Origin of the sequence: Paenibacillus lycopersici (genome assembly GCF_010119935.1) — a bacterium.
Taxonomy (GTDB): Bacteria; Bacillota; Bacilli; order Paenibacillales; family Paenibacillaceae; genus Paenibacillus_Z; species Paenibacillus_Z lycopersici.
The window spans coordinates 1,981,750-1,995,726 of the sequence record NZ_CP048209.1; the positions used below are offsets into that span (position 1 = coordinate 1,981,750).

The following is a 13,977-nucleotide window of genomic DNA, read 5'->3' on the forward strand; positions in this document are numbered from 1 at the left end:
TTCAAATTAATTTCAATCACGCTTCGAACGATTCCGATTCATTCCTACCTTCATTCGTAAAGGAGCTTTAACCGTTATGTCTACTATTCGTGTAGCCGTCGTCGGCTGCGGCGCGATCGCGCAGCGCCGGCACATTCCTGAATATGCGGGGAATCCGAATGTGACGCTGGTCGCTTTCGTCGATCCGCTGCTGGAGCGCGCGCAGAAGATCGCCGATCCATTCGGCGCCGAAGCGTTCGCTTCTTATCAAGACATGCTTGCGAAAATCAAGCCGGATGCCGTCAGCGTATGCACGCCCAACTACCTGCATGCCGAAGTATCGATCGCGGCCGCGAATGCGGGCGCGCATGTGCTGGTCGAGAAGCCGATGGCTTCGACGGACGAGGAAGCCGCGGCGATGATCGAAGCGGCAAGCAAGAACGGCGTTCACTTGATGGTCGGCCACAATCAGCGCCTGATGCCGCCGCACGTGAAAGCGAAGGCGATCCTGAAGTCCGGCGTGCTCGGCCGCGTACTGACGTTCCGCACGTCGTTCGGCCACCCGGGTCCGGAAGCATGGAGCGTAGACGGCAGGGACAGCTGGTTCTTCCGCAAGCCGGAAGCGATCATGGGCGCGATGGGCGACCTCGGCGTTCACAAATCCGATCTGATACGCTACCTGCTGGACGATGAAGTCGCGCAAGTAACGGGCTTCATCGGTACGCTGGACAAGCAGGATACGGACATCGACGACAACGCGACATGCATACTGCGGATGAAGAGCGGCGCGATCGGCACGCTCGTCGCGAGCTGGACGTATTACAAGGGCGAGGACAACAGCACGGTATTGTGGTGCGAGAACGGCGTCATGAAGATCGGCACGGATCCGAAGGATCAAATCATCGTCGAGCTGCGCAACGGCACGGTGGAGAAGTACAACGTCGGCGCGATCAGCACGAACGAGAAGCAGGAAACGAGCGGCGTCATCGACGCGTTCGTCGAGTCGATCGCGACGAACGCGAAGCCTGCCATCTCCGGCGAAGAAGGCCGCAAATCGCTGGCCGTTATTCTGGCTGCGTTCGAATCGCAGGCGACAGGCAAAGTCATCAACTTGTAAGTGTACGATTGATCTTCAGCATCGGGACATTGGGCTGTCCCGAAAGTAAGTTCGGGGACAGCCCTAAACCGCACAAAAACCACAAAGACCCAAGATGGCAGACCTGACTCTGCATCATCTTGGGTCTTTGTGCATCGACCGCTGCCATCTGGAGCCGATTGTGGGCGATCGAAATCCGCCCGACCTCCAAGCTTACTTTGGGCAAGCCTCGAAGCAGGAGCTGCTGGATCCCCAGTTACGCTTCAGTTGTCCAACAACATGTTCCAGCTCATGCATCCCTCTGGAAAAGGGCCCCGGGAAACGAACATGAGATCCTTTATTTGCTCGTATGCATCGTTATTCGCGCGCTGCCGGACAGGAGATGCGCTATTTCTGCCGAAAGCCGGTTTTTTGCTGCATTCCGGAGCCCATAACGCATCCTATGTCCGATCGCTGCCTCCAAAATGCCGATTTCGATCAAATAGCGGATCCTCTGTCCTCCTCCAGCCTGCCTATGTCTGTTCGTGGAGGCGGTACACGTCTGACGATACATGTTGCCCGCGTAGTAACGCTGTCAGCCGTGGGCCTCGCCCCGAAGCCTTCTCGACAACCTGCGGATCGGGGGAAGAATCCATCCCTTAAGAAGGGGCTTCCCACGGTCATCTAGCAATGACTTATGGGAAGCCCCTTACCGGCGTTACGCTTTGTAGACGAGCGGATTAAGCGGCGAGGCCGCGATGTCGCCCGGATTCAATCCCGGGAACCAGCCGCGCAGGTCGTTCGCGCGGGCTTTCGAATCCGGCTCCGCAATGCGCACGCCGTCTTCGATGTAGATGATCGTCATGACTTCGCGCATCGCTTCCGTCGGATTGCCCGGCGCGGAATGGAGCGTCCAGCCGGCATGGAACGTGGCGTCGCCGGCGGCAAGGGCGCCGTAGTTCGTCGTCGGCAGCTGCTTGCCCTCGATGAACGAGCCGAGCGTCTTGTGGGATTCGTCCGAAATTTCCTGGCGGGACAGGTAGCCGAGCTTCTGCGATTCGTCGACGAACGTCATCGAGCCGACTTCCTCGGATACCGGCACGAGCGGCATCCAGAGCGTAATGGTATTCGGCGTATCGAGCGGCCAGTAGATTTGATCCTGATGCCAAGGCGTGTGGCCGCCGCCGGGCTCCTTGAACAGCGCCTGATCATGGTAGATGCGCACGCCCGAGACGCCCATCAATTCCGCGGCGATCTTGGCGAAGCGGCACGCCATGACGAAACGTTTCGCGCCCTCGTTCAACTGCCACAGGTTTCCGATTTGAATGAATGCTTTGCCGTACGTGTCGCGTTCTTCGACCGGCTTCGTATTGTAGTCATGCTCCCGGACGACGCCCGACAGGATCGGCTCATAGGCGTTGATCTCGTCGGGAGTAGCTACGTTCCGCAGCAAGATATGGCCGTTCTTCTGGTAGGAAGCGATTTGTTCGTTCGTGAGCGCGTAATCCTCGTTCAGCGATGGAAGCTGCGCGTAATTGGCTGACGTTGACATAATAATGATGTCTCCTTTGCGTTCATCCGCCGGGATGCTTGAAGTAATGTTCGAACACCTTCATTATAGGACGGCGGTTCACCGGAATCTTTGTAACAATTTCCTGATTTTTTTGTCAAAAACGACTGTCATCCGTTATACTCAATCGTATCTATGTACGGTGCGTCAAGGAGATGAGCGAAGCGTGTATTTGTCTGAATTGATGGCGAAGCATCCTATTGTGCCTTATATCCGCGAGAGCGATTTTGCCGTACGGAAGCCGTGGACCGTGGCGGCGAGGCGGCTGCTCGATTATTTGCTCGTCTACATTCAGGAAGGGGAATGCCTCTTTCACGTGAACGACATAGCCTACGAATTTCGCAGCGGGGAATTTTGTTTGATTCAACCGGGCAGTCTGACCGTATTGGAAGGCAAGACGAATTCGATTACGCCGTTCGCCCATCTGGACTGGTTCTACGACGAAGCGCGCGAAGAACGGTTCCCGACGCGTCCCGGGCAGATCGACATTACGCCGTACAAGCATTTGCTGCAGCCGCGCTTGAACGACCTGCACGGCATCGATATCCCGGTCCGGCTGCGTCCGAAGCAGCCGATTCAGCTGCGCGACCGGTTCCTGGAGATGGTCGACTGCTGGCAGCATCGCAATCCGCTCATGCAGCTGCGGGCGCAGACGCTCGGAACGGAGGTACTCCACGCGATATTGGAGGATCATTCGGAGGACTTGCGGCTGACGGAGAAATCGGCGCCGCAGCCGATGAATTGGATCACCTCGTTCATTTCCTTCCGGCTGTCGGAGCCGCTGACCGTCCGGGAGATGGCGGCGAGAGCGAATTTGTCCCCGTCCCGCTTCAGCGCCAAATTCAAGGAAGAATTCGGCGTCGCGCCGCATCGTTACTTGCTTCGGCTCCGGATCCAGCATGCCAAGGAGCTGCTGGCGGACTCGGCGCACGGCATGGAGGAAATCGCGGCCTATTGCGGCTTCGCCGACATTCACCATTTTGCGAAAATGTTCAAGAAGGAAACGGGAACGACGCCGGGCGCCTTCCGCAAAGCCGCCGACAACGCGCATAACGGGCACGACAATGCGGCTCCATCCGTGTAAGGAAGGAGCCGCGCATGCAGTTCGCTATTGGTTAAGGACGAGTGAATTCCTGCGTCCAGTACGGACTCATGCTGCCGCCCTGCGCATAGCCGACGCCAAGCTGCGTGTAGTTGGCGCTCAGGATGTTCTGACGGTGGCCGGGGCTGTTCATCCAAGCCGTCATGACGGCATCGACGGATTGTTGGCCGGCCGCGATGTTCTCGCCTGCGTAGGAATAGTTCACGCCGAACGATTTCATCATATCGAACGGACTGCCGTACGTCGGCGATTGGTGATCGAAGTAGCCTTTATCGCGCATGTCGGCCGATTTGGCCTGCGCCACTTTGTTCAGAGCGGCGTTAAGCGTGAGCGCCTGTACGCCCGCTTTGGCGCGCTCCGCGTTTACTTTCGCCAAGATTTGATTGGCGAAGTCGGAGTTGGCGGCCGTTCCGGCGCCCGCTCCGGCATTCGTGCCTGTGCCGGTATTGCGGTTGTAGTTGCCGGTATTACCGGTGTAGCCCGTATTGCCCGTGTTAGCGGTATTGCCCGTGTTGCCGGTATTGCCCGCGCCGCCGTAATAATTGCCCGCGTTACCGGTGGTGTTGCCGTTATTGCCGGTATAATAATTGCCGGTTCCGGGGTACATCTGGCGCAGCCAGTCGTTCAACGGATTAAGATCGACGTTGTTCAAGTTTTTTGCGCGCATCGTGCCGTCATAATTGTAGGCATTGAAATTCGTGCTGTTCGTGCGATCGTTGTTGGCGTTGAAGTTCCGCGTGGAAGACGTCGGCAGCCGGTCGACCGTATTCGTTCTGATTCGGTGGGCTTCGTTGCTGGCCGAGTGGTACTTTCCGTTCGTGTCGCGGACGGAGTTGTAGATGATCGCCCCGACGCCGAAAGCAAGCACTAATCCAAGCAGCGTTCCGAAAAATCGTTTCATCTGAGTATCAAGCTCCTTTCTACCCACTAATATGTTCAGCGGCAAAAGGGGCTATGCGATGGCGAGGCGAGGAAGATCAAGGGACGACAACCTTTGCCATATAACATTATGGGCTGAGATAACGAAGGCGTTTTCGGGCGGATTCCTTCATGTTGAATAGTGATTATCGTTGGGCTTTATGGTAAGCTGAAGGTAATGGATCAATAAAATACGATTGGCAGGATATGATAATATGGAACAGCTGGAAGGGCATAAGAAAATCGTCATCAACGGTTATATGAGCCGCTACATGTTTACGCTCGGCGAGTATGACCTGCCCCTCTACATGGACAGCATCGGCTTCAATCCGGATCAGGAATCCATCGACCGCACGAAGGGCTATCCGAATTTCCATTGGCTGCAGACGATCGAAGGCGAAGGCGAATTCATGCTGAACGGCCGCCGTTATTCGCTGCCGGCGGGGAGTGGGTCGCTGCTATTCCCCGGGGTGCCCCATTCGTACGCGGCCAAAGGCGGGAAGAAGTGGTCGACGCTGTACATTACGTTCGGCGGCGAGCTGGCGGCTTCCATGCTGGCATCGCTCGGCATCCGCCATACGGAATGGCTGCACTGGAACGAGGATGCGCCGATTACCTCGCAGCTGCTCGGCATGATCGAGCAGATCCAGAAGGACGACGACCGGACGGGACTCAACGCTTCGGCGGCGCTGTACCGATTCCTGACGATGATCAAAATATACGGGCAGAAGGGCGGGCGCTCTTCGGTCTATCAATATTTGGAGAAGCTGGACCCGCTGCTGCACTGGCTGGACGAGCATTACGGCGATCCGGAGATCGGCCTGCCCGATATGGCGGAGCAGCTGGAGATCAGCCCGCGCTATTTGAATTCGCTGTTCCGCCAAGCGTTCGGCATTACGGCTTATGCTTATCTGATTCGGCTGCGGATCATCAAGTCCAAGGAGATGATGAGCTCCGGCGACAACAAGCTGTCGATCAAAGAAATCGCCCAATTGTCCGGTTACCGGGATTCGAGCCATTTCATCGCGGCATTCGGCAAAGCGGAAGGCATGACGCCGGAGCAGTTTCGCAAGCTGCACGGCCTCTTGATATAACCAAGACCAACGATTACGAACGGAGCGAAAGCTAGATGATCGAGTTGAAAGCATGCATGGCCTGCGGCCTGGAGAAACCGCTCTCCGCCTTTGTGAAGCGGTCGGGAGGCGGCAGGCGCGGCACGTGCCGGACCTGCCTGCGCGGGCGCAAGCGTAACGAAGCTCCGCCTGCCGAAGCCCGGGCTGCGGAAGCGCAGGCGTTAATGGCTGCCGCTTCCGCGTCCGGAAGCAAGAGGGGAGCGGCGGCTCGGGCTGCCGTCGAAGCCGCTGCGGCTTCGACGGACGAGGAAGCCGGCTCCGCCGTCGCGGCGGCAGTGCCGAAGCCGGGCCGCAAGCGGCGGCGCCGGAAGAAGAAGCAGGCCGATCAGCGCCGCGAGGACAAGCAGGACGAAGCGGACGTGTTTGTGCTTGGCGGAACGTCCGGAGAACCGGACGAGGAGCCGGAGGAAGAGAATCAGGCCAGTCCGGCTCAGTCGGCCGCCGATTCGGGTCACGGACCCGGTCTTGCCGCGGAGATCAGCGCGATAACGCCGAAGCGGAAGCGCAATCGCCGCCGCAGAAGGAAGAAGCAGACGGAGCTGCGTCGTCAGGATGTGCCGGATGCGGCCTCGGAAACGAGCGCGTCCGCGCCGGCTGGCGTGGCATCGAAAGCGAGCGCGTCTGCGCCAGCTGGCATGGCATCGAAAGCAAGCGCGTCTGCGCCGGCTGGCATGCCTGCCGGCATGGCTTCGTTAGCGAACCACTCGCCGAAAGCAAGTCCGGCGGCGAATGCCGACGAGGCGCCGGCCGCAGCCGGCGGCGCGGCATCGGCGGCTGCGCAAGCCGTCGAGCGTCTCGTCTTGAGCGGCGCGTCCGACCTGGAATCCGAGGCGGCTTCGTCCCGCAAACGGAAGCGCAAACGCCGCCGCGGGCGCGGCAAGTCCGCGAAGCGCAAGCCGGCAGCGGAATCAGCGGAATCGGCGGAATCGGCTTCCGTGCGGCCGCCGAACCGGGCGATCGTTCCCGTCAAAGGCAACTTCTCGTTCAAGACGTCGCTCCTGAACGACCGCGGCCGCGGGATGATCCGGCTGCGCGGCAAACGCGAAACGGGCAAGCGCTGGTCGACAGAAATTCCGACGGACATGGCGATCCGGATGGTCGAAGAAGGCGCGGCGGGCATCATTCATCCCGGCCTGATCCACAAGCTGTACACGAAGGCCGATTTCCGGCTGCTCGTGCTGCAGCGGGACGATTACATTTGCCGCTATTGCGGCAATTTCGGCGATACGATCGACCATGTTATGCCGAAGTCCAAAGGCGGGCTGTCGACGCCGGCGAATTGCGTCTGCGCCTGCGCCGAATGCAATTTGAAGAAGGCGGACAGCCTGGATTACGTGGACGATGACGTGCTGCAGCAGTTTCTGTAGCAGCCGCGATGGAAGATTTTATGGGGTGAAATGGCTTACCTCCCGTGATACCATGAGGGGCGTCGGAACGACCGGCGCCATCATTCAACAGCTGAATGCCGCATTCATGGTCTGGCGGCCGTGAACGGGTGAGTTGCGATGCGATTGGCAGCCAATCGGCTTACGCAATTCTGACAGCTTACACGAGGAGGATTTATCATGAAGATGCAACCATTTCGCACAGGTGTCGCAAGCGTACTCGCAGCAAGTTTGATCGTTCTCGGAGCCGGAGCAACACTGCCGAAGGCAGAAGCAGCCTCCGTGAACTCCTTGACGTATAAGGTGACGAACAACGATACGATGTACCTCATTGCCAAGAAATACGGCGTCAGCCTCAGCGCCTTGATCGCCGCGAACCCCAGCATCGCGAACCCGAACATGATCTGGGCCGGCATGACGGTGAACGTTCCCGCGGCGAGCACCGGCGGTTCGACGTCCGGCGGAACGGCGGGTACGACAACGACGAATACGTCGGACAAGACCACGTTCGCCGCGCAGGTCGTGACGCTCGTGAACAAGGAGCGCGCCAACGCGGGCTTGCCTGCGCTGAAATCCGATACGCTGCTGACGAAAGTCGCGCTGGATAAAGCGAAGGATATGTATGCCAACAATTATTTCGATCATAATTCTCCGACCTACGGTTCGCCATTTGATATGATGCGTGCCTACGGCGTCGCTTATTCTTATGCGGGCGAGAACATCGCCAAGGGGCAGCGCACGCCGCAGGAAGTCATGACGGCCTGGATGAACAGCGCCGGTCACAAAGCGAACATCCTGAACAGCCATTACGGCAAAATCGGCGTAGCGTACTATAACGGCGAGTGGGTGCAGGAATTCACGTCCTGATCCGCCTTCTCGCATCGCCATTCCTCGAGCGGCCCTTCACGGGCCGCTCAGAATGTAATGAAAAGAGAAACCCGCGTTTTTTGAAAACGGAGGGTTTCTTTTTTCATTGGTTTTGGTTTACGTGTAAGCGTGAAGAGGTTTCGTTCCGCGTCATGGATGAATTCCCGTTTATGAAACAAGCCCTGCTTGAAATGGAAACGTCGATGTGCAATAACGCCAAAGATTTATCTTGGCTCCAGCCCTTTGCAAATCGGGCAGTCAACACCGCATATGCCGCATGTATTGGTAAGGTTGTCAGCCGTCACGCGCCGTCACACCTCGCACGGGGGGATCCGCACGAGGTAAAGGATCCCCCGCCAAGACTCGCGGACAGAGGTTTCGGATTTCCTGTCCGCTTCCCTGCATCGACGTACGCACCGTGAACCTGCCGTCATGAAGCCGGTGCTTCGTTCGAAACGTTTACAAGCAGTCCGTGCCATGCCGGCGAATCGGCAACGCATCAGTTCATGCGCCAGGCGCATGTTGTCACGAGCCTGCTCGAAGCAGCGAATAGGTTACTCAACGATCTGAGCGGTCCTTCACGGGCCGCTTTTCTTTACTTAGCGGCAGGCGTCGCTTATGATGTAACCAATGGTTATAGAAATAAACAGAGGGGCTGAAGCAAGTGACGACGACCAAACGGAAACAGTTAACCGAAGATATGAAGACGGCGATTCGCCGTTCCGCGGCGGAGCTGTTCGCGGAGAAGGGCTATCCGTACGTGACGATGCGCGAGATCGCCAAGCAGGCGGGCTGCTCGCATACGGCGATTTATTTGTATTTCAAGAACAAGGAGGAGCTGCTGCAGCAGATCGCCATTCCGTCGCTTCTGGAGCTGGAGGAGGCGTTCCTGGCGGAGCTGGCGAAGCGGGACGCCGCGCCGATCGACCGCCTGTTGGCCGTATGCAGCCGGTTCGCGGTCTTCTGCCTGAGCAATGGCAGCCTGCAGACGGTGCTGTTCATGTCGGGCTCCGTGCGGGTGGACGATCCCGCGCCCACGCTGGAAATCAACGTTATCCGCAACCGGCTCTTCGGGCATCTCATGAAGGCGCTGCAGCTCGTCGTCGCCCCGCCGCAGGCGGAGAACGACGGCGGGGAAGCGATGCTGAACCGCGCGCGGGTGCTGTTCTATTATGTGCAAGGCTTCGTCAGTACGTACACCGACCATGCGGAACCGTCCGAGAGCCTGCTGGCGCGGGTACTGCCGGTCTTTCATGAAGGCATTGTCATCATGACGCGAGGTATGAGACAAGACGGCGCGTTTTTGAATTAAAAATATTTAATTGTTTTTCCAATCGAAGGGATTCACGCCGACGAACGCGAACTTTACTTGGAGAATCGTTTCGGAGGTTGGGACATGAGGCGGAAAGCCGTATTTTGCAATCGCTCGCTCGCTTTGTCATTGAAACGAAGATTGAACTTGAAGGCAGGCAGCACGATGAAAGAAACCGCGAACGATCTTCGTCCGGATTTTATGAGTTATCGGCGCTTAATCAAGTATTTGCCCGAACCGATCTTCGTGCATGACGGCGTGACGGTTCTCTTCACCAATCAGGCCGGTCTTCGCTTGCTGGAATTGACGGAAGCCGAGCTGCTCTCGAATCCCTACGTGAAGTATTATTTGCATCCCGACTATCGGGAGCAGGCGAAGCACAGGCTCGCGCAAGTGTTCGAAACCGATGAGCCGAGCGATTTCGTCGAATCGAAGCTGCTCAGCGCCACCGGCGAAGTGATCGACGTCGAGGCGTCCAGCATTCGGATCCGCAATTATCCGGGCAAAGGGACGGTTATCCAAAGCGTATTCCGCGATATCCGCGACCGCAAGAAGGAAGAAGAGGCGCTCATTCAGTCGGAGAAGCTCTCGGTGGTCGGTCAGATGGCCGCAGGCATCGCCCATGAAATCCGCAACCCCCTTACGTCGCTGATCGGCTTCTCCAAATTTCTGAAGACGCGGATCGACAGCTACCACGATTATTTCGATATTATGCTCGTCGAGCTCGACCGGATCAATTCCATCGTGCAGGAATTCATGGCGCTCGCGAAACCGCAGGCGAATCATTTCCGTCATCACGATTTGATCAAGATCATCCAGAGCGTGCTGACGCTGCTCGAAACGCAGGCCATCATCAACAACGTGCAGCTGAAGGCCGAATACCGCGTGGAAACGGCCATGCTGCTGTGCGAAGAGAATCAGATGAAGCAGGTGTTCGTCAACGTGCTCAAGAACGCCATCGAATCGATGCCCAGAGGCGGGACGGTGTCCATCACGCTCAAGTCGGCGGGAGCCAGAAACTTCGCCGTGTCGATCACGGACGAGGGCATCGGCATCCCGGAGGAGCAGCTGCCCTTGCTCGGCGGTCCGTTCTTCACGACCAAGGAAAGCGGAACCGGTCTCGGACTGATGGTATGCTACCGCATTATCCAGGGCCATCATGGCAAAATCGACATTTCCAGCTCTTCCGGCAGAGGGACGACGGTCACGATCACCTTGCCCAAGAACGGCTGATTCGGCGCGGGTGGTCGAATTTTCCGGTAGGATTGGCAGGAACGCTATGTTATCCTATAACGCGAGCCGAAACGATATACGTACGGGGGATCTTTTGGAGCTGTGCAGCTCCGTTCCCGTCATCTGATGTTCATCACATATGACGGGTTCGCCGCGCTCTGGCGCTGGGGTGAATCGCAATTCATGCGTAGGGTTGAACTCCTCAATCCGAATCCGACAACTAACCTCGCAGGCCGCATGCGATGACGACCTTCTGTGTTCCGCTTCATTCAGCGGTTCGGTCATCCTCGTAATGACGCGATAGATCGCCATTCCGATCCAAGCGTAAATTCAAAGGAGGCAACCGACAACATGAATAACATCTGGAAGAAGGGCATTGCCGCGGCAACGCTTGGCATTGCCATTCTCGCGCAGACGCAAGGCGCGCATGCGCAAGGGCTGTATAAGGCGAATGACGACGATACGTTCTGGAAGCTGTCGAACGAATTCGGCGTAACGGTCAATGCGCTCATACAAGCCAACCCGTTCGTGGATGCGGACAACATTTACGCGGGGCTTCAGCTCGTAATTCCTGCCGCGGCGCAGGCGGCTTCCGCGAAAGTCGAAGGACCTGTCGCGATTCAGGCCGCGAAAGCGCTGGCGGAGCCGGCCAAGGAAGAATCGGCAGAGGCCAAGCAAGTGAAGCCGGCTGCCAAACCGGCGGCAAAGGCGCCGGCGAAGAAATCGGCGGCCAAGCAAGCAGCCGTCAAGCAGACGGTCGTCAAGAAAGCAACAGCCGTCAAGAAAACGGCCGTCAAGCAAACGACCGCCACCAGAACGGCGGCCAAGAAAGCTACGGCCAAGAAAGCAACGGCAAAGACACAGCAGAACCGCATTGATGTGAACGGCAAATCGTACGCGTTCAAGGACGTCGTGCAGGCAAAAGCAAGCGCATATACGGCTGCGGCCTCGGAGAACGGCTGGGGACCGGTCGATTACTTTGGAAACCCGTTGAAGCTCGGCACGATCGCGGTCGATCCGGACGTCATTCCAATGGGCAGCAAAGTGTACATTACGGGTTATGACTACAACGGCCTGCCTTCCGGCGGCATGTTGGCCGTCGCAACCGATCAGGGCGGCGCGATCAACGGCAACCGGATCGATATTTTCGTTCCGCAGTCCCGAGAGTCCGCGAGCGCATTCGGATTCCAGAACGTCAAAGTATTCATTCTTAATTAATACATGCATAGCGAGAAGGCAGCCCCGGCGGGCTGCCTTCTCGCTATGCTTGCCGCCTGCTTGGCCGGCTCGGCCTGCCCTGCCTGCTCAGTCCGTCCTCGCCTGCTCTGAGCGCGACGGCATGCCGGTCAATCTGATGCGCGCATGCCGGACGAACGAGCGGATCGGGCCGCCGCATTCATTGCAGCTTGCGTCCGGCGGGACGACCGAGCAGCTCGGGCAGGGTGACGATGTCGTAGCCTTTGCTCCGCAGCAGCTTGATCAGCTTGGGCAGCGCCGCTATCGTTCCCGACAGGTCCTGTCCCGTTCCGCCGCCGGCATGCTGCAGGATGATCGACCCGGGCTGCAGCGTTCGCTTGATATTGATCAGAATCGTCTGGCTGTCCAGGCTGCGCCAATCCTCGGAATCGACATCCCAATTCACGACCGTGTATCCGCGGCTGCGCAGCCATTCCACTTGGGCAGGCATAATCTCTCCGTAGGGCGGCCGGACGTAACGCGGACTATAACCGGTCAGCGTACGGAGGGTCCAATCCGTCCGCAGGATTTGCTGCTGCATCGCGTACAGCGAGATTCTGGAGAACACGGGATGATTCAGCGAATGATTGCCGATAATATGGCCTTCGTTCACCATGCGCCGCACAAGGGCGGGATGGGCGGCTGCGCGCTGGCCGACGACGAAGAACGTCGCCTTCACTTTATGCCGGGCGAGCACTTCGAGCACTTGCGGCGTGTATCTGGGATCGGGCACGTCGTCGAACGTCAAGGCGACTTTGCGGTAGCGGCGCGGTCCCCATATGACGAAGGAGCCCGGATACCGCTGCTGCAGCGCCACCCAGGAAATCGGCTTGGCGCGGCTTCGCTTCTTGCGCTTGCGCCCGTGAACGGCGATGGCATCCTCTTCGGCGGAGGGCTGCAGACGCTGTGCACCGCCGGCCGAAGAAGCTCTCCAAGCCGTATCCGCCGCGGCTCGAGCGGAGGCGCCGTGATTGGACGCATCCGCGATGTCAGTGGCCAGCAGCGCTCCCATCAGCACCAGCAGCAGCAGCTTGCGCGGTCTCCGAAACATCCGCATGGTCTTCCCTCCTCGATGATGTCATTGTTCCCTCTATCGCGGCGAACATTCACCAAAATGTTCGACTGGGCACTTTACAGCGCCTGAGCGAGAACGTAACATAAGGAAGAAAACCGATGAGAAGGGGAGAGCAAATGCCAGCCATCGATATGCCGCTTCACGAATTGCAAGCGTATACAGGAATTAATCCGAAGCCTTCCGACTTCGACGATTACTGGGAGCGGGCGCTGACCGAAATGCGCGGCGTCGACCCTGCGATCGAGCTCGTGCCGAGCAAGTTCCAAACGCCGACGGCCGAATGCTTCGATCTTTATTTCACCGGCGTCAAAGGGGCGCGCGTTCATGCCAAATACGCAAGACCGCGCCGCGCGCCTCAGCCGCATCCGGCCGTCGTGCAGTTTCACGGCTATTCCGGCAATGCGGGAGAATGGGCCGATAAGTTGAGCATCGTCTCGCTCGGCTTCTCGATCTTCTCCCTCGATTGCCGCGGTCAAGGGGGCTATTCCGAGGACACGGGGGGCGTTGTCGGGAATACGCTTAACGGCCATATTATCCGCGGCTTGGACGGGCATCCGGACAACCTGCTGTTCCGCCATATTTTCCTCGACTGCGCGCAGCTGGCCGGCATCGCGATCGACAGCCCGGAAGTCGATCCGGAGCGCGTCTACGCGATGGGCGGTTCGCAAGGCGGCGCGCTGACGATCGCCTGCTCCGCGCTGGAGCCGCGCATCAAGAAGCTTGCGCCGGTATTCCCGTTCCTCAGCGACTACCGCCGCGTCTGGGAGATGGATCTGGCGAAGGATGCGTATGCGGAGCTGAGAACGTACTTCCGTCATTTCGATCCGCAGCATGAGCGCGAGGACGAGATTTTCACGAAGCTCGGATATATCGACATCCAGCATCTCGCGAACCGAATTCAAGGCGAAGTGATGATGGCCGTCGGCCTCATGGATACGATCTGCCCGCCGTCCACGCAATTCGCGGCGTACAACAAGATCACCGCTCCGAAGCGGCTGGAGATTTACCCGGACTTCGGGCACGAAGGCTTGCCGGGCTTCAATGACAAGACCATTCAATTTTTCCTGAACGGAAACGAATAGGAGGCGAGGA

General features: G+C 58.3%; 12 protein-coding genes, 1 pseudogene and 1 riboswitch. Of the genes and pseudogenes, 9 read left to right on the plus strand and 4 right to left on the minus strand.

What is annotated here, in order from left to right; translation table 11 throughout:
• Positions 1 to 76 precede the first annotated feature (76 nt).
• Positions 77 to 1,096 (plus strand): Gfo/Idh/MocA family protein, encoded by a 1,020-nt coding sequence (locus GXP70_RS08515; protein ID WP_162356049.1) that lies wholly within the window; start codon positions 77 to 79, stop codon positions 1,094 to 1,096.
• Positions 1,097 to 1,235: 139 nt separating this feature from the next.
• On the opposite strand, the pseudogene GXP70_RS30420 reads toward GXP70_RS08515, so the two are convergent.
• Positions 1,236 to 1,378, minus strand: a pseudogene (locus GXP70_RS30420) (transposase); the annotation flags it as partial.
• A 394-nt stretch (positions 1,379 to 1,772) separates the two neighbouring features.
• Entirely contained in the window at positions 1,773 to 2,606 is an 834-nt protein-coding gene (locus GXP70_RS08520) for a phytanoyl-CoA dioxygenase family protein (protein ID WP_162356050.1), read from the minus strand.
• Positions 2,607 to 2,790: 184 nt separating this feature from the next.
• On the opposite strand from GXP70_RS08520, the gene GXP70_RS08525 reads away from it, so the two are divergent.
• Positions 2,791 to 3,708, plus strand: a complete 918-nt coding sequence (locus tag GXP70_RS08525) for an AraC family transcriptional regulator (RefSeq protein WP_225442724.1) — start codon at positions 2,791 to 2,793, stop codon at positions 3,706 to 3,708.
• A 31-nt stretch (positions 3,709 to 3,739) separates the two neighbouring features.
• Here the strand turns inward: GXP70_RS08525 and GXP70_RS08530 are convergent, their stop codons facing one another.
• Positions 3,740 to 4,627 carry a CAP domain-containing protein gene (locus GXP70_RS08530; RefSeq protein ID WP_162356051.1) on the minus strand — a complete coding sequence of 296 codons (888 nt, stop codon included), beginning with the start codon at positions 4,625 to 4,627 and terminating at the stop codon, positions 3,740 to 3,742.
• A 232-nt stretch (positions 4,628 to 4,859) separates the two neighbouring features.
• Between GXP70_RS08530 and GXP70_RS08535 the strand changes: the two genes are divergently transcribed.
• The 6 genes from GXP70_RS08535 to GXP70_RS08560 all read left to right on the plus strand — a co-directional run bounded on the left by GXP70_RS08535 (position 4,860) and on the right by GXP70_RS08560 (position 11,792).
• Entirely contained in the window at positions 4,860 to 5,738 is an 879-nt protein-coding gene (locus GXP70_RS08535) for an AraC family transcriptional regulator (protein WP_162356052.1), read from the plus strand.
• Positions 5,739 to 5,773: 35 nt separating this feature from the next.
• Positions 5,774 to 7,144: an HNH endonuclease gene (locus GXP70_RS08540; protein WP_162356053.1), complete on the plus strand. Its 1,371-nt coding sequence runs from the start codon at positions 5,774 to 5,776 to the stop codon at positions 7,142 to 7,144.
• Between the two features lie 198 nt (positions 7,145 to 7,342).
• On the plus strand, positions 7,343 to 8,029 hold the full coding sequence (locus GXP70_RS08545) for a CAP domain-containing protein (protein ID WP_162356054.1): 687 nt from the start codon (positions 7,343 to 7,345) through the stop codon (positions 8,027 to 8,029).
• Positions 8,030 to 8,693: 664 nt separating this feature from the next.
• Positions 8,694 to 9,341: a TetR/AcrR family transcriptional regulator gene (locus tag GXP70_RS08550; RefSeq protein WP_162356055.1), complete on the plus strand. Its 648-nt coding sequence runs from the start codon at positions 8,694 to 8,696 to the stop codon at positions 9,339 to 9,341.
• Positions 9,342 to 9,425: 84 nt separating this feature from the next.
• Positions 9,426 to 10,574, plus strand: a complete 1,149-nt coding sequence (locus GXP70_RS08555) for an ATP-binding protein (protein WP_162356056.1) — start codon at positions 9,426 to 9,428, stop codon at positions 10,572 to 10,574.
• A 54-nt stretch (positions 10,575 to 10,628) separates the two neighbouring features.
• A riboswitch (cyclic di-AMP (ydaO/yuaA leader) is annotated at positions 10,629 to 10,823 on the plus strand.
• Between the two features lie 102 nt (positions 10,824 to 10,925).
• Entirely contained in the window at positions 10,926 to 11,792 is an 867-nt protein-coding gene (locus GXP70_RS08560; RefSeq protein WP_162356057.1) for a 3D domain-containing protein, read from the plus strand.
• A gap of 178 nt (positions 11,793 to 11,970) precedes the next feature.
• Here the strand turns inward: GXP70_RS08560 and GXP70_RS08565 are convergent, their stop codons facing one another.
• Positions 11,971 to 12,867: a polysaccharide deacetylase family protein gene (locus GXP70_RS08565; protein WP_162356058.1), complete on the minus strand. Its 897-nt coding sequence runs from the start codon at positions 12,865 to 12,867 to the stop codon at positions 11,971 to 11,973.
• Positions 12,868 to 13,001: 134 nt separating this feature from the next.
• Here GXP70_RS08565 and GXP70_RS08570 point away from each other — a divergent pair, with 134 nt between their 5' ends.
• A complete protein-coding gene (locus GXP70_RS08570) occupies positions 13,002 to 13,967 on the plus strand; it encodes an acetylxylan esterase (RefSeq protein ID WP_162356059.1) in 966 nt (321 codons plus the stop codon).
• Positions 13,968 to 13,977 lie beyond the last annotated feature (10 nt).